16 protein-coding genes are annotated in these 14990 nt (G+C 57.9%); 5 read left to right on the top strand and 11 right to left on the bottom strand.

Features of this window, described 5'->3' with window-relative positions:
- Positions 1-31: 31 nt before the first annotated feature.
- On the bottom strand, positions 32-811 hold the full coding sequence (gene fpr / locus ABJ99_RS20365; RefSeq protein WP_002554680.1) for a ferredoxin-NADP reductase: 780 nt from the start codon (positions 809-811) through the stop codon (positions 32-34).
- Between the two features lie 123 nt (positions 812-934).
- Between fpr and ABJ99_RS20360 the strand changes: the two genes are divergently transcribed.
- Positions 935-1861, top strand: coding sequence for a LysR family transcriptional regulator (locus ABJ99_RS20360; protein WP_054087346.1), 927 nt, complete (start codon positions 935-937; stop codon positions 1859-1861).
- A gap of 6 nt (positions 1862-1867) precedes the next feature.
- On the opposite strand, the gene ABJ99_RS20355 is transcribed toward ABJ99_RS20360, so the two are convergent.
- From ABJ99_RS20355 to ABJ99_RS20345, 3 genes are all read right to left on the bottom strand, one after another.
- On the bottom strand, positions 1868-2233 hold the full coding sequence (locus ABJ99_RS20355; RefSeq protein WP_054087345.1) for a diacylglycerol kinase: 366 nt from the start codon (positions 2231-2233) through the stop codon (positions 1868-1870).
- 82 nt (positions 2234-2315) lie between these two features.
- Complete coding sequence (gene erdR, locus ABJ99_RS20350; protein ID WP_054087371.1) at positions 2316-2963, bottom strand: response regulator transcription factor ErdR; 648 nt, start codon at positions 2961-2963, stop codon at positions 2316-2318.
- Between the two features lie 207 nt (positions 2964-3170).
- Positions 3171-3881, bottom strand: coding sequence for a tRNA-uridine aminocarboxypropyltransferase (locus tag ABJ99_RS20345; RefSeq protein ID WP_054087344.1), 711 nt, complete (start codon positions 3879-3881; stop codon positions 3171-3173).
- A 229-nt stretch (positions 3882-4110) separates the two neighbouring features.
- Between ABJ99_RS20345 and ABJ99_RS20340 the strand changes: the two genes are divergently transcribed.
- Both ABJ99_RS20340 and ABJ99_RS20335 read left to right on the top strand, forming a co-directional pair.
- On the top strand, positions 4111-4527 hold the full coding sequence (locus tag ABJ99_RS20340; protein ID WP_054087343.1) for a quorum-sensing-regulated virulence factor family protein: 417 nt from the start codon (positions 4111-4113) through the stop codon (positions 4525-4527).
- A gap of 182 nt (positions 4528-4709) precedes the next feature.
- A complete protein-coding gene (locus tag ABJ99_RS20335) occupies positions 4710-5783 on the top strand; it encodes an LOG family protein (RefSeq protein WP_054087342.1) in 1074 nt (357 codons plus the stop codon).
- A gap of 42 nt (positions 5784-5825) precedes the next feature.
- Here the strand turns inward: ABJ99_RS20335 and recX are convergent, their stop codons facing one another.
- From recX to ABJ99_RS28405, 4 genes are all read right to left on the bottom strand, one after another.
- Positions 5826-6296, bottom strand: a complete 471-nt coding sequence (recX, locus tag ABJ99_RS20330) for a recombination regulator RecX (RefSeq protein ID WP_054087341.1) — start codon at positions 6294-6296, stop codon at positions 5826-5828.
- A gap of 5 nt (positions 6297-6301) precedes the next feature.
- Entirely contained in the window at positions 6302-7366 is a 1065-nt protein-coding gene (gene recA / locus ABJ99_RS20325; RefSeq protein WP_024644417.1) for a recombinase RecA, read from the bottom strand.
- Positions 7367-7460: 94 nt separating this feature from the next.
- A complete protein-coding gene (locus ABJ99_RS20320) occupies positions 7461-7961 on the bottom strand; it encodes a CinA family protein (RefSeq protein ID WP_054087340.1) in 501 nt (166 codons plus the stop codon).
- 90 nt (positions 7962-8051) lie between these two features.
- Positions 8052-8189 carry a hypothetical protein gene (locus ABJ99_RS28405; RefSeq protein WP_154864471.1) on the bottom strand — a complete coding sequence of 46 codons (138 nt, stop codon included), beginning with the start codon at positions 8187-8189 and terminating at the stop codon, positions 8052-8054.
- A 274-nt stretch (positions 8190-8463) separates the two neighbouring features.
- On the opposite strand from ABJ99_RS28405, the gene mutS reads away from it, so the two are divergent.
- Together mutS and fdxA are read left to right on the top strand one after the other, a co-directional pair.
- The gene (mutS, locus tag ABJ99_RS20315; RefSeq protein WP_174518430.1) at positions 8464-11031 is read left to right on the top strand and encodes a DNA mismatch repair protein MutS; all 2568 of its coding nucleotides are present in this window, start codon (positions 8464-8466) and stop codon (positions 11029-11031) included.
- Positions 11032-11276: 245 nt separating this feature from the next.
- Positions 11277-11600 carry a ferredoxin FdxA gene (gene fdxA / locus ABJ99_RS20310; RefSeq protein ID WP_054087338.1) on the top strand — a complete coding sequence of 108 codons (324 nt, stop codon included), beginning with the start codon at positions 11277-11279 and terminating at the stop codon, positions 11598-11600.
- A gap of 552 nt (positions 11601-12152) precedes the next feature.
- Here the strand turns inward: fdxA and rpoS are convergent.
- From rpoS to ABJ99_RS20295, 3 genes are all read right to left on the bottom strand, one after another.
- Complete coding sequence (gene rpoS / locus ABJ99_RS20305; protein ID WP_007250175.1) at positions 12153-13163, bottom strand: RNA polymerase sigma factor RpoS; 1011 nt, start codon at positions 13161-13163, stop codon at positions 12153-12155.
- Positions 13164-13268: 105 nt separating this feature from the next.
- The gene (locus ABJ99_RS20300; protein WP_054087337.1) at positions 13269-14135 is read right to left on the bottom strand and encodes a peptidoglycan DD-metalloendopeptidase family protein; all 867 of its coding nucleotides are present in this window, start codon (positions 14133-14135) and stop codon (positions 13269-13271) included.
- Between the two features lie 206 nt (positions 14136-14341).
- On the bottom strand, positions 14342-14977 hold the full coding sequence (locus ABJ99_RS20295) for a protein-L-isoaspartate(D-aspartate) O-methyltransferase (RefSeq protein WP_007250173.1): 636 nt from the start codon (positions 14975-14977) through the stop codon (positions 14342-14344).
- Positions 14978-14990 lie beyond the last annotated feature (13 nt).

The following is a 14990-nucleotide window of genomic DNA, read 5'->3' as shown; positions in this document are numbered from 1 at the left end:
TCAAGGATGAGGCGGGTTTCTGTGAATCGATTTACTTCTCGACGAATGCCCGCTCGATCAGGTAATCGCCCGGCTCGCGCATCCGTGGCGAAACGGTCAGGCCGAAGCTGTTGAGCACTTCACTGGTTTCGTCGAGCATGCTCGGGCTGCCGCACAGCATGGCGCGGTCATCCTGAGGGTTAATCGGCGGCAGACCGATGTCGCTGAACAGCTTGCCGCTGCGCATCAGATCGGTCAGGCGACCTTCATTCTCGAACGGCTCACGGGTGACTGTCGGGTAGTAGATCAGCTTGTCACGCAGCGCTTCACCGAAAAACTCGTTCTGCGGCAGATGCTCGGTGATGAATTCGCGGTACGCGACTTCGTTCACATAACGCACGCCGTGGCAGAGGATCACTTTTTCGAAACGCTCGTAGGTTTCGGGGTCCTGGATCACGCTCATGAACGGCGCCAGACCGGTGCCGGTGCTGAGCAGGTAAAGATGCTTGCCTGGCTTGAGGTCGTCCAGCACCAGCGTACCGGTAGGCTTCTTGCTGATGATGATCTCATCGCCTTCCTTCAGGTGTTGCAGCTGCGAGGTCAGCGGGCCGTCCGGCACCTTGATGCTGAAGAACTCCAGATGCTCTTCCCAGTTCGGGCTGGCAATCGAGTAGGCGCGCATGAGCGGACGACCATTGGGCTGCTGCAGACCGATCATGACGAACTGACCGTTCTCGAAGCGCAAGCCAGGGTCGCGGGTGCACTTGAAACTGAAGAGGGTGTCGTTCCAGTGGTGGACGCTGAGGACACGCTCGTGGTTCATGTTGCTCATGTACGTAGGAACTCCTGAAAAATTCATGCGCGCAGGGGCATTGCGCTATTGCGCGCCATTCTAGTGGCAGACACAATATCTGTTAAATGAATTATCAAGATATAGGTTATCGGTTATATAGATATGCGATTTACTCTCCGTCAGCTTCAAGTGTTTGTCGCCGTTGCCCAGCAGGAAAGCGTCTCCAGAGCCGCCGTGCTGCTGTCCCTTTCGCAGTCGGCGGCCAGCACCTCCATTACCGAACTGGAACGTCAGTCGAGCTGCCAGCTATTCGATCGCGCCGGCAAACGCCTGAGCCTCAATGCGACCGGCAGGCAGCTGTTGCCGCAGGCCGTAGCGCTGCTCGATCAAGCCAAGGAAATCGAAGACCTGCTCAACGGCAAATCCGGTTTCGGCTCGCTGGCGGTAGGCGCAACGCTGACCATCGGCAATTATCTGGCAACCCTGCTGATCGGCGGCTACATGCAGCGCCACCCGGAAAGCCAGGTCAAGCTTCATGTCCAGAACACCGCGAACATCGTGCAGCAAGTGGCGCACTACGAAATCGACCTGGGCCTGATCGAAGGCGATTGCAGCCACCCGGACATCGAGGTGCAGCCCTGGGTAAAGGATGAGCTGGTGGTGTTCTGCGCGCCACAACATCCGCTGGCGAAAAGCGGAAAGGCGTCGCTGGAAGAGCTGACCCACGAAGCCTGGATCTTGCGCGAACAGGGTTCTGGCACACGGCTGACCTTCGATCAGGCCATGCGTCATCACCGCAACGGGTTGAATGTGCGGCTGGAACTGGAACACACCGAGGCGATCAAGCGTGCGGTGGAGTCCGGACTGGGGATTGGCTGCATTTCCAGACTGGCACTGCGCGATGCCTTTCGCCGCGGCAATCTGGTAGAGCTGGCCACGCCCGAGCTGGACCTGGCGCGGCAGTTCTACTTCATCTGGCATAAACAGAAGTACCAGACTTCCGCCATGCGCGAGTTTCTCGACCTGTGTCGCGCCTTCACGGCCGGTGCACAGCGCAGCGACGAAATCGTGCTGCCCAGTCTGTACTGAGCGCGATCAGCACAGCAGAACGATGCCCCATACCAGCGCGATCATGCTCAGGGCAATGAATTGCGCGGCGCTGCCCATGTCTTTGGCGTTCTTGGACAGCGGATGCAGGTCCAGGGAAATTCGGTCAATGGCTGCCTCGACCGCCGAGTTGAGCAGTTCGACGATGAGCGCCAGCAGGCACACGGCAACCAGCAAGGCGTGCTCGCCTTTGCTGACGTTCAGAAAGAACGAAAGCGGGATCAGCACGACATTGAGCAGCACCAACTGACGGAACGCAGCTTCACCTTTGAAGGCAGCGGACAGACCGTCAAGGGAATAACCTGCAGCGTTGAGAATACGTTTAAGACCGGTCTGGCCTTTGAAGGGCGACATAGAGGGCTGCCGTGCAAAAAAAGATGAGGAAAGCTAAGGCACCAAAGGTCAAAAAAGCGTGAATACGCTTGGCTGACTTGCTTCAATGGGAGGAAATCGACTCCAGCTGCTGCAACAGCAACGCAGCCTGAGTACGCGTGCGCACCCCGAGCTTGCGGAAAATGGCAGTCACGTGAGCTTTGATGGTTGCCTCGGACACACTGAGCTCGGAGGCGATCTGCTTGTTCAACAGCCCCTCGCAGACCATGGTCAACACTCGAAACTGCTGGGGCGTCAGGCTGGCGAGCCCTGCGCTGGCCGCTTTCGCTTCGTCCGACACGCTGATCACCTCATTGACTTGCGGCGGCCACCAGACGTCGCCATCCAGCACGGTGCGTACCGCCTGCTGAATGACCTCAAGCGAACTGGATTTGGGAATGAAGCCGCTGGCCCCGAACTCACGGGAGCGCACGACAATCGACGCCTCTTCCTGAGCCGAGACCATCACCACCGGAATCTGCGGATACTGCCCGCGCAGCAGGACCAATCCGGAGAAGCCATAGGCGCCCGGCATGTTCAGGTCCAGCAAGACCAGATCCCAGTCGGCCTTTTCGGCCAGGCGCGATTCCAGTTGTGCAATGCTTTCTGCCTCGACCAACCGTGCTGCAGGCCCCAGGCCGATGGTCAACGCCTGATGCAGCGCACTGCGAAACAGGGGATGATCATCAGCGATCAGGATGTCGTAGGTCATGTAGTGATCCCGTTTTTTATAGAGAGGGCCGACACAATCGGCCGCTCCAGGCCTGACAAATTCGCACGGCGCCGGAAAACGGCAGCAAGCACTACGCCAGACCAGATGAATCGGCTTCCAGGCGGCGCCAAGCATGCCCAGCAACACCATGACGGTCAAGCGCGAAGCGCCGCTGTCCGTGGGCAGAGACAGCAATTAGCCACATCGCTAAAGAAAAGCCTTCAAATGAGTGTGCGCCGCGTCGTCCGGATCAATCGGATTCTGAAACTTCGCGCCCAGATAGTGCGCGCTGAAAACATCCAGATACGCATCCAGTACGCCGCTGGCAGCACAATCATCTGCCAGCTCCAGGCATAGCGCGGCAACTTCCGCCGTGCAGAAGTGGTCGTCACGCTTGGAACGCCGCAGGCGATAACGCGAGATCTGCTCGGGCTCCAGGCTGAGAACCGGAAACCGCTCCAGATACGGGCTTTTGCGAAACATCTTGCGCGCTTCATTCCAGGTGGCGTCGAGCAGGATGAACAATGGACGCTTGCCGTTTTTGCGCGACACCGTGGTCACCACCCGCTCTTCGGCGACGAACTCGCCCGGGAAGACGATGTACGGCTGCCATTGCGGATCGTCCAGCAAAGCCAGCAAGCGCTCGTCGACATCCACTCGCGACCAGCCGAATGCGTGCGTGTCTTCGATGACATCGGCGATCAGCCAGCCCGTGTTGGTCGGCTTCAATGGCTCGGTGTCGTACATCAACAGGCACATGCCCGACTCGGCAGCAACCGTGGGGCGCCACGCGCACAGGCAATAGCTGGAAATGACCCGGCAATCCGGGCACCGCGGCGCGCGCGAACCCCGCGCAGTGAAAGGCTTGATGGCGCGTGCCAGGCGTTCGTCGCGCAAACGGGAGACGGCGTGACTCATGGCAAGACACACCAGCAGAGAAAAAACATCGACACCACGAAGACTCGACAGGAATAAAGTGCGCGCAGTTTATCAGAGCCCCGGCGCTTCAACCTGCTTTCGGCCTAGGCCCGGGCCAGACTCCTGCTCTATACTCCCGCGCCATTGCAACCCGCGTTATCGGCGGGCTGACCGGAACGCACGTTGCAGTCGCTGGTCCAACGGCCAGCTACTTAATCAGGAGAGTTTAATGCTGCGCCTTATCGCCCCTACCCTTACGTTGTTGCTCGTTGCTCCGTTGTGCGCCCAGGCGGCGTCGAAACAGGAGTTCGAACTCAGCAAGATGCTGGAAAAAGTCGCGAAGGAAAGCAGTGTCGGAACCCCACGGGCGATCAACGAAGACATTCTGGATCAGGGTTATACCGCCAGCGGCAACGAACTGATCAACCACCTCAGCGTACGTGAAGGCCAGGCTCAGCAAATGCGCGCCAACCCTGACGTGATGCGCAACCAGCTGGGTAACAGCGTTTGCCACAACAACGGTTTCCGCCAGTTGATGACCAAAGGCGCTGTACTCAAGTACCAGTTCACCGAGTACAAAACCAACCGCCCGGTCGCGACCCAGACTTTTCAGGCTTCGGACTGCACTGTAAAACCCAAGAAGTAAGCCGCTCCAAACGTCACCATACGCCACGCGCCTGCCCTTCAGGCGCGTTCGGCTTTTAGACATTCAGCAACTCATTAACCTTGAAAACCCACAGGGACCAATAGCCTTTCTCTGCAAACCAGCACATCATCGATTCGACACGCCCTACCGGGTCATTGATTTTGCAGGAGGAGAAATCCTGAATGCCGTATGTACCTGACGATCTTCTATCCCGACACTTCCAGAGTGATGGCCTCGACCTGACCCGCAAGGTCGAAGAGCATATTCAACAGGTTGCCCCCGATACCCGAAATCTGCCGCTGTATAGAGACATGATCCTGACCGTCCTGCGCATGGCTCAGGACGACCGCAATCGCTGGGACGTCAAGATAACGCTGCAGACCCTGCGCGAGCTGGATAAAGCCTTTCGGGTGCTGGAACGCTTCAAGGGGCGCCGTAAGGTCACCGTATTCGGTTCGGCTCGTACCCCCGTGGAACATCCGCTTTACGCGCAGGCCACGGAGCTTGGCGAGAAACTGGCGCAATCCGACATGATGGTCATCACCGGCGCCGGCGGCGGCATCATGGCCGCAGCACACGCCGGTGCGGGCCTTAAACACAGCCTGGGGTTCAACATCACCCTGCCCTTCGAGCAACATGCCAACCCGACCGTGGACGGCACCGAGAACCTGCTGCCCTTCCACTTCTTCTTCACCCGCAAGCTGTTCTTCGTCAAGGAAGCCGATGCGCTGGTGCTCTGCCCGGGCGGTTTCGGCACCCTGGATGAAGCGCTGGAAGTGCTGACCTTGATACAAACCGGTAAAAGCCCACTGGTGCCGGTCGTATTGCTGGACACTCCTGGCGGCAGCTTCTGGCAAGGCGCGCTGGACTTCATCAAGAACCAGCTACAGGAAAACCATTACATCCTGCCCGCGGACATGAAGCTCATGCGGCTGGTCTATAGCGCTGACGAGGCAGTGCAAGAGATCAATCAGTTCTACAGCAACTTCCACTCCAGCCGCTGGCTGAAGAACAAGTTCGTGATCCGCATGCATCACGCGCTGAGTGAACAGGCACTTGAGCATCTGCAGGAAGCCTTCGCCGACCTGTGCATCAGTGAAAACTTTCATCAGCATGGTTATCAGGGCGAAGAGCACGATGAGGCGCAATTCAGTCACCTGACACGACTGGCGTTCACCTTTACCGGGCGCAATCAGGGTCGACTTCGGGAGTTGGTGGATTACATCAATCTGCAAGAAAACTGGACACGCGCTTAAAACGAAAAGATAAACGGGGTGCGGTATGAAACCGCCCCGATTTCAATCGTCCCGATGATTACGGCCGCTCAACAGGCGGCCGATCATGTCCAGCGGATACCCGCGGTAGCTCAGAAACCGTCCCTGCTTTGCACGCTCGCGAGAATCGATCGGTAACGCACCGGCAAACTTGCGCTGCCAGATTTCCTCGAGTTTTTCTTGCCAATCAACCCCGCACTCTCTTAGCGCCTGTTCGATATCGGCTCGTTGCAGACCGCGCTGAGTCAGCTCTTCACGGATACGAACAGGACCGTAACCCGAACGGGCGCGGTAGGAAACAAAGCTTTCGAGATAACGCGATTCAGAGAGCAGGCCTTCCTCGACCAGACGGTCGAGTGCAGGCTCTATCAGCTCGGGGGGAGCGCCGCGCTGACGCAGCTTGCGCGTCAGCTCGACTCGACCATGCTCGCGGCGTGCGAGCAGGTCCATTGCAGCTCGCCGTACGGCGACAGGTGTATCGAGCACGGCAGACATGGCTATCAGATATCGGCGTCTGCTTCGGCCACATCATCGGCAACCACTGCTTCACGAGAGCCTACAGCCTTGGTGTCGACACCCGGGGTAAGCAACTTGTCGCGAATCTGCTTCTCAAGCGCTTTGCAGATTTCCGGGTTGTCCGCCAGGAACTTGGCCGAGTTGGCTTTACCCTGACCGATCTTGCTGCCCTGGTAGCTGTACCATGCGCCGGATTTCTCGACAAAACCGTGCAGTACGGCGAGGTCGACGATTTCGCCGTTCAGGTAGATACCCTTGCCATAGAGAATCTGGAACTCTGCCTGACGGAACGGCGGAGCTACCTTGTTCTTCACGACCTTGACGCGGGTTTCGCTGCCTACCACTTCGTCGCCTTCTTTCACGGCGCCGGTACGACGGATGTCCAGACGTACCGAAGCGTAGAACTTCAGTGCATTACCACCGGTGGTGGTTTCCGGGCTACCGAACATCACACCGATCTTCATACGGATCTGGTTGATGAAGATGACCAGGCAGTTGGCGTTCTTGATATTACCGGTGATCTTGCGCAGTGCCTGCGACATCAGGCGCGCCTGCAGACCCACGTGCATGTCACCCATCTCGCCTTCGATCTCGGCCTTCGGCACCAGCGCGGCAACGGAGTCGACGACGATGACGTCAATGGCATTGGAACGCACCAGCATGTCGGTGATTTCCAGCGCCTGCTCGCCGGTGTCCGGCTGCGAGACCAAAAGGTCGTCGACATTGACGCCCAGCTTGCCTGCATATTCCGGATCGAGTGCGTGTTCCGCATCGACGAATGCGCACGTCGCGCCCATTTTCTGGGCTTGCGCGATGACCGACAGGGTAAGCGTGGTTTTACCGGAAGACTCGGGACCGTAGATTTCCACGATCCGGCCTTTAGGCAGACCGCCAATACCGAGTGCGATGTCCAGACCCAGCGAACCGGTGGAGATGGCAGGAATCGCCTGGCGATCGTGATCGCCCATGCGCATCACGGCACCTTTACCGAACTGACGCTCGATCTGACCCAAGGCCGCAGCCAAGGCTTTCTTCTTGTTGTCGTCCATTGAAGTCCTCACGTTATCAAATTCAATCAGGGGCCTTGATGGCCACAACACCTGTATAAGTAGACAGTATTATTCCACAGCAACGGCCGCGCGCCTACCCCTGTTTCGGGATTTCTCCACGAGCCAGTTGTATCAGCCCTTGCAGCGCGATCAGTACCGTCTGCCGACGGACCTCATCCCGATTACCCGCGAACCAGTGGCGCTGGGCGATGATCGTGACTCCATCGCCCCAGCACAGCCACACTGTACCAACGGGCTTGTCGACCGAACCGCCGCCAGGCCCCGCAACACCGCTGACTGCGACTGCGAAGCGCGCAGCACTTTCATGCAGCGCACCCCGCACCATGGCTTCCACGACCGGCTGACTGACCGCCCCAAATTGCTCGAACAACGCGTCAGGCACGCCGAGTTGGCGTGTTTTCTGGGCATTGGAATACGTCACGTAACCCGCTTCGAACCAGGCGGAGCTGCCGCCGATGCGGGTAATGGCTTCGGCGATGCCGCCGCCCGTGCAGGATTCGGCAGTCGTGACCTGAGCATCGACGGCCTTGAGCAGGCCGCCGAGCGTGTCGGCAAGCCGGGTTATTTCATCCACGGGATCATCCTGTTCAAACGTTATGACCTTGTGAAACCGATTACAGAGGCACAAAGACCGATGAACGGCCGTTCGTCACCTGCTGAATAATCAGTCGCTTTTCTTGCGTACGGGCTTTTTGACCGTTTCCACCGTGGTTTCTCTCGGTCTTTTTCTGGCTTCCTCCAGAGGAATGAAGCGCCCGCTGACAGAATCCCTCGCTCGTTTGCTTTTCATGTGATTTTTCATATAAAGGTCCTTTTTTTTAGAGTGCCCTTCGGCTATCGAGTGGCAGCGCTGAAAGTCTATACGGCAAATCGACCTCCATGGCCGCCGGGAAATGCTTGGTCACCAATCAGCAAGTGTCATGTCCTCACTGCAACGCTCTGTCGTGCGTGATAACCTTATGCCCATCGCAAACTACTGGCAGACGCCCCTCCATTCAAAGAGGGAACGCGTGTCATGCCTGAAGTTTGCCTCACCCCCCCTAAAGAACTTGCCTAAACCTCTGATGAATAAAGCAATTTCCGATCTCTCCTCACACACGCCCATGATGCAGCAGTACTGGAAGCTGAAAAATCAGCACCCGGACCAGTTGATGTTCTATCGCATGGGCGACTTCTACGAAATTTTCTACGAAGATGCGAAGAAAGCCGCCAAATTGCTGGATATCACCCTGACTGCGCGCGGCCAGTCGGCAGGCCAGAGCATTCCCATGTGCGGGATTCCCTATCATGCGGCCGAGGGCTATCTGGCCAAACTGGTAAAGCTTGGCGAGTCGGTGGTGATCTGTGAACAGATCGGCGATCCGGCCACCAGCAAAGGCCCGGTGGACCGTCAGGTGGTGCGCATCATCACGCCCGGGACCATCAGCGATGAAGCGTTGCTCGATGAGCGCCGGGACAACCTGATCGCCGCCGTGCTGGGGGACGAGCGGCTGTTCGGCCTCGCGGTGCTGGACATCACCAGTGGCAACTTCAGTGTGCTGGAGATCAAGGGCTGGGAAAATCTGCTCGCCGAGCTTGAGCGCATCAACCCGGTCGAGCTGTTGATTCCTGACGATTGGCCACAAGGTTTGCCAGCGGAAAAGCGCCGCGGTGCCAGACGTCGCGCGCCGTGGGATTTCGAACGCGACTCCGCGCACAAAAGTCTCTGTCAGCAGTTTGCGACCCAAGACCTCAAGGGTTTCGGCTGCGAAAACCTGACCCTGGCCATTGGCGCCGCAGGCTGCCTGCTGAGCTACGCCAAGGAAACACAGCGCACTGCCCTGCCGCACTTGCGTAGCCTGCGCCACGAGCGTCTCGACGATACCGTGATCCTCGACGCCGCCAGTCGGCGCAACCTGGAACTGGACACCAACCTCTCGGGCGGACGCGACAACACGCTGCAGTCCGTCATGGATCGCTGCCAGACCGCGATGGGCACGCGCTTGCTGACTCGCTGGCTGAATCGCCCGCTGCGCGACCTTGCCGTGTTGCAGGCACGTCAGACCTCGATCGGTTGCTTCCTGGAACGCTATCGTTTCGAGAACCTGCAACCGCAGCTCAAGGAAATCGGTGACATCGAGCGGATTCTGGCGCGGATCGGCCTGCGCAATGCTCGGCCGCGCGATCTCGCCCGACTGCGCGATGCCCTGAGCGCACTGCCCGAGCTGCAACAGGCGATGACCGACCTTGACGCGCCGCACCTGCAGCAACTTGCGCAGACCGCCAGCACATACCCAGAGCTTGCCGACCTGCTGCAACGCGCGATCAACGACAACCCGCCCGCCGTGATTCGTGACGGTGGCGTACTGAAGACCGGCTACGACGCAGAGCTGGACGAGCTGCAATCACTGAGCGAAAACGCCGGCCAGTTCCTGATCGATCTGGAAGCGCGCGAAAAATCCCGTACCGGACTGAGCCATCTGAAAGTCGGTTACAACCGCGTGCACGGCTACTTCATCGAGTTACCGAGCAAGCAGGCTGAACAGGCACCGGCCGACTACATTCGCCGCCAGACCCTCAAGGGCGCCGAGCGCTTCATCACGCCGGAACTCAAAGAGTTCGAAGACAAGGCGCTGTCAGCGAAAAGCCGTGCGCTGGCGCGTGAAAAAATGCTCTACGAGGCCTTGCTTGAAGACCTTATCAGCCATCTGGCCCCGCTGCAGGACACTGCGGCGGCATTGGCCGAGCTGGACGTGTTGAGCAATCTTGCAGAGCGCGCCCTGAATCTGGACCTGAATTGCCCACGCTTCGTCGCCGAGCCCTGCATGCGCATCGAGCAGGGTCGCCATCCGGTGGTCGAGCAGGTGTTGAGCACACCGTTCGTTGCCAACGACCTGGCCCTCGACGACAACACGCGGATGCTGGTCATCACTGGCCCGAACATGGGCGGTAAGTCGACTTACATGCGCCAGACGGCATTGATCGTGCTGCTGGCCCACATTGGCAGCTTCGTGCCGGCCGCCACGTGCGAACTGTCGCTGGTTGACCGGATCTTCACCCGGATCGGCTCCAGCGACGACCTTGCCGGTGGACGCTCGACGTTCATGGTGGAAATGAGCGAGACCGCCAACATTCTGCATAACGCCAGCGACAAAAGCCTGGTGCTGATGGACGAGGTCGGACGTGGGACAAGCACCTTCGACGGCCTGTCACTCGCCTGGGCGGCCGCTGAATGCCTGGCGCAACTGCGCGCCTACACGCTGTTCGCGACACATTATTTCGAACTGACGGTGCTGCCGGAAAGCGAGCCGCTGGTTACCAACGTGCATTTGAACGCCACCGAACACAACGAGCGAATCGTATTCCTGCACCGTGTGCTGCCAGGGCCTGCCAGCCAGAGCTATGGCCTGGCCGTGGCGCAACTGGCGGGCGTTCCAGCGAAAGTCATCACGCGCGCCAAGGAGCACTTGCAGCGCCTGGAGACTACCAGCCTGCCCCACGAACAGCCGCGCGCCAAACCCGGCAAACCTGCGGTTCCGCAACAGAGCGATATGTTCGCCAGTCTGCCGCATCCGGTGCTTGATGAACTGTCGAAGATCAAGGTTGACGACATGACCCCGCGGCAGGCTCTGGATTTGCTGTACACATTGCAAACACGTCTGTGACGCGAACCGTTACAAGCTGTTAGAATCCCGCGCGGTTTGGGATGCTCCCGGCTTTTAGCCTGGCCGGGTTGTTTTCGAGCCGCGTGAAAACGCAGCGAACCAAGGGTGTGTGGCAAGCGATGCGGTCGGACTGCATCAAGGCCACTCACCACAAGCACGTGTTTTCACAGGGCCGGGAAACCTCCCGAACCTGGCAACCCTGTCTGGAAGGGCTCTGCTGCAGCCGCCTGAGGAGAAAATTAGAAATGACCTTCGTCGTCACCGACAACTGCATCAAGTGCAAATACACCGATTGTGTAGAAGTCTGTCCGGTGGACTGCTTCTACGAAGGCCCGAACTTTCTGGTCATTCACCCGGACGAGTGCATCGACTGCGCGCTCTGCGAGCCTGAGTGCCCTGCTGTGGCTATTTACTCGGAAGACGAGATACCTGCGGGTATGGAAAACTTCATCGAGCTGAACGCTGAGCTTGCCGAAGTCTGGCCCAATATCACCGAGAAGAAAGACGCCATGCCTGACGCTGCAGAATGGGATGGCAAGCCTGGCAAGATCGCTGAACTGGAACGCTAGATTCCAGGCAGACAAAAGGCCCTCGCGAGGGCCTTTTCATTACGCTGAATTCGGCGAATTTCAGACAAAAAAAGGGGCGGTTTGACCCGCCCACATTTTCTCCCTAATCCCTGTATTCCCTTGTCATCATCCTGATGAATCGCATCCTGCGATGTCCATGACCTTCATCCTTGATGGCCTGCGCCTGTCCGTTGGCACAGCTTCGATATTAGAGATTTAACCCGGCAGAGCAACACCCGAAACGCAGCAGAATATTTCCAGGTCAACCTGCATCAAGAACGAAAAATCTTTAATATCAGTTAGTTGACTGCTTAGCCTTTTACGGAATGCAAAAAAACTCACCCGTAATGCCTTGATGACTTACAGCATCTGTACGCAATGACTTACACAACCTGGGATCCCACAGCCGTATTTTACGAGCGCTGAAGAACAGCAACCGTATCGCTATCCCATTGCAAAAGTAGCGGTGACATTACGAAGGACATATAAAAAAGCCGATACACACATCAAGTGTTATATCGGCCTTGGGATGATGCGGTTTGCGGAAGGGATTTATCGGAAGAGTGACTCGCTGGACAGGCCGTTCTTTTCAAGAATCTCGCGCAGGCGCTTGAGTCCTTCAACCTGTATCTGACGCACACGCTCACGGGTCAGTCCGATTTCCAGCCCTACGTCTTCCAGTGTGCTGCTTTCATGCCCGCGCAGGCCAAAGCGGCGTATCACCACCTCGCGCTGCTTCTCGGTCAGTTCGGACAGCCACTGGTCGATGCTTTGGGACAGATCATCGTCCTGCAGCAATTCGCACGGGTCGGTAGGACGGTCGTCGGTCAAGGTATCGAGCAGGGTCTTGTCCGAGTCAGGCCCCAATGACACATCCACCGAAGAGACTCGCTCGTTCAAGCCAAGCATGCGCTTGACCTCACCGACCGGTCGTTCCAGCAGGTTGGCGATTTCTTCAGGGGAAGGCTCATGGTCGAGCTTCTGGGTCAGCTCTCTGGCCGCACGCAGGTAGACGTTCAGTTCCTTGACGACGTGAATCGGCAACCGGATCGTCCGGGTCTGATTCATGATCGCGCGCTCAATGGTCTGACGGATCCACCAGGTGGCGTACGTCGAGAAACGGAAGCCACGTTCAGGATCGAATTTTTCGACCGCCCGGATGAGCCCCAGGTTGCCCTCTTCGATCAGGTCCAGCAATGACAGACCACGATTGACATAGCGCCTGGCGATTTTAACCACCAGTCGCAGATTGCTTTCAATCATGCGCTTGCGTCCGGCCGGATCGCCACTTTGCGACAGACGTGCAAAATGCACTTCTTCTTCCGGGGACAACAGAGGAGAGAACCCGATCTCGTTGAGATACAGCTGGGTAGCGTCGAGCGCTCGGGTGTAGTCGATGTATTTGTGTTGTTTGAGCGATGTTGAATGCTTGGCCTTGACGCGTCCCGACACAGCAGCGGCTGGCTGCTTATCGTTTGACGCCTCCGTCAGGACAATGCCGGCTTCCATAAGGAGCACTTCATCATCGATGTCAAACTCCGGCGCTTCGTTGCCAAGAGCCATTGTTTTTAGTCCTTTGGTGAGTTCGACCTCAAGCTCCAGCGGCGCCTGGTTCCATGGCATCGCTTGAGCCTGTTCCTATTTACGCCAGGAACAGGCTGGCAACTATCAACGACGTGGCAAAAATTCCAATGGATCTACAGGTTTCCCTTGGCGGCGAATCTCAAAATGCAGTTTCACCCGGTCAGTTCCTGTTGACCCCATTTCGGCAATTGTCTGCCCTGCCTTGACCTGCTGCCCTTCCCGAACCAATAACCTGCGATTATGACCGTAGGCACTGACGTAGGTATCGCTGTGTTTGATGATGATCAATTCGCCGTAGCCACGTAATCCGCTTCCGGCGTAGACGACCGAACCATCAGACGCTGCCAAAACAGGCTGTCCCAAATCACCAGCGATATCAATTCCTTTATTCAAACTGCCGTTTGAGGAAAACTTTCCTATCAAAATGCCACTAGAAGGCCACGTCCAACCCGACGGAGACTTGCCAGCCGGGCCTGTGCCGGTCGTTGCCGACGGCGGTATCACCACCGGCACAACCGCCACCGGCTTGGACATGACAGTGGTTTTCACTGAGCCCGAGCTGCTGGTCGTCGTAGAAGTTGTCGTGTTTGGACGCCCTCCAACAGGGGTCGACGCTACACCGGATGTTGAAGAGGAGCGCCCGTCAAAGCGAATTGTCTGACCTGGTTTGATGGTAAACGGCTCTGGGATCTGATTACGGGCAGCCAGTGCTTTCCAGTCCCAGCCGTAACGAAACGCAATGGAAAACAGCGTATCGCCGCGCCTGACGACGTATTGGCCGGTGGTCACTGTGGGCCGTTGCGCGACCACGTTGCCATTACGATCGACCACGCGAACGCCACCTGGCGGCGTGCTGGAACAGCCGACCAGAAGGACACCGAGAGCAATGCCAATCACCAGACGCTGATAAATTCTTGAGGACCTGAGCTGCTGAATGACTGTGAGACTCACCCGCCACTCCCTTTACTGGTGACTGAATTCGAAAAAGATGCCTATTGTGCCGCAAGCGCGGCGGGCAGCCAGTGATTAACTGCTGAAATCGCTGTTATAGATCAGTCAGCTACGTGAAATGATGCCATTTAGCTATTTATCATTGTGGACTGACCGCTGTAGACCGATGAGTGACGCCAGAATTCACTCATCGATGCGGACAATCTTCAGGCGATCGGCCCGTTGAGCAAAGGCACGAAGCGCACGGCACCCAATACGTGTCGGGAAAATCCGTTTTCTTCGCGAATGATCAGCATCAATTGCTGTACTTCGCCCGAGCCCACCGGGATGACCAACCGCCCTCCCGGGGCCAGTTGATCGAGCAGCGCCTGCGGCACGTCGGTCGCCACCGCCGTGACGATGATGCCGTTGTAAGGTGCCAGCGCCGGCCATCCTTCCCAGCCGTCGCCCCAGCGAAAAACCACGTTGCGCAGGTTGAGTTCGACCAGCCGCTCCTTGGCCCGGTCCTGAAGGACCTTGATGCGCTCCACCGAAAATACCCGCTCGACCAGCTGCGACAGCACTGCAGTCTGGTAGCCGGAACCGGTGCCGATTTCCATGACCTTGTCGAGCGGGCCAGCGGCCAGCAACAGCTCACTCATCCGCGCAACCATATAAGGCTGGGAGATGGTCTGGTTGTGGCCGATCGGCAAGGCGGTGTCTTCGTAGGCGCGGTGCGCCAGCGCTTCATCGACGAACAGGTGCCGGGGCGTCTTGCGAATGACGTCCAGCACTCGATCGTTGGTAATGCCTTCCTCACAGAGACGCTGAATCAAGCGCTCGCGTGTTCGTTGCGAGGTCATCCCGATCCCGCGA

The sequence above is a fragment of the Pseudomonas syringae pv. cilantro genome (assembly GCF_001293775.1).
GTDB classification, from domain to species: domain Bacteria; phylum Pseudomonadota; class Gammaproteobacteria; order Pseudomonadales; family Pseudomonadaceae; genus Aquipseudomonas; species Aquipseudomonas syringae_P.
The sequence above is the reverse complement of the archived record's forward strand: the minus strand, read 5'-3'. Positions and strand labels throughout refer to the sequence as shown.

Excerpts from the sequence above, each read along its gene's own strand:
- fpr (WP_002554680.1), bottom strand. The coding sequence starts at position 811 with ATGAGCAACATGAACCACGAGCGTGTCCTCAGCGTCCACCACTGGAAC.
- ABJ99_RS20360 (WP_054087346.1), top strand. The coding sequence starts at position 935 with ATGCGATTTACTCTCCGTCAGCTTCAAGTGTTTGTCGCCGTTGCCCAG.
- ABJ99_RS20355 (WP_054087345.1), bottom strand. The coding sequence starts at position 2,233 with ATGTCGCCCTTCAAAGGCCAGACCGGTCTTAAACGTATTCTCAACGCT.
- erdR (WP_054087371.1), bottom strand. The coding sequence starts at position 2,963 with ATGACCTACGACATCCTGATCGCTGATGATCATCCCCTGTTTCGCAGT.
- ABJ99_RS20345 (WP_054087344.1), bottom strand. The coding sequence starts at position 3,881 with ATGAGTCACGCCGTCTCCCGTTTGCGCGACGAACGCCTGGCACGCGCC.
- ABJ99_RS20340 (WP_054087343.1), top strand. The coding sequence starts at position 4,111 with ATGCTGCGCCTTATCGCCCCTACCCTTACGTTGTTGCTCGTTGCTCCG.
- ABJ99_RS20335 (WP_054087342.1), top strand. The coding sequence starts at position 4,710 with ATGCCGTATGTACCTGACGATCTTCTATCCCGACACTTCCAGAGTGAT.
- recX (WP_054087341.1), bottom strand. The coding sequence starts at position 6,296 with ATGTCTGCCGTGCTCGATACACCTGTCGCCGTACGGCGAGCTGCAATG.
- recA (WP_024644417.1), bottom strand. The coding sequence starts at position 7,366 with ATGGACGACAACAAGAAGAAAGCCTTGGCTGCGGCCTTGGGTCAGATC.
- ABJ99_RS28405 (WP_154864471.1), bottom strand. The coding sequence starts at position 8,189 with ATGAAAAATCACATGAAAAGCAAACGAGCGAGGGATTCTGTCAGCGGG.
- fdxA (WP_054087338.1), top strand. The coding sequence starts at position 11,277 with ATGACCTTCGTCGTCACCGACAACTGCATCAAGTGCAAATACACCGAT.
- rpoS (WP_007250175.1), bottom strand. The coding sequence starts at position 13,163 with ATGGCTCTTGGCAACGAAGCGCCGGAGTTTGACATCGATGATGAAGTG.
- ABJ99_RS20295 (WP_007250173.1), bottom strand. The coding sequence starts at position 14,977 with ATGACCTCGCAACGAACACGCGAGCGCTTGATTCAGCGTCTCTGTGAG.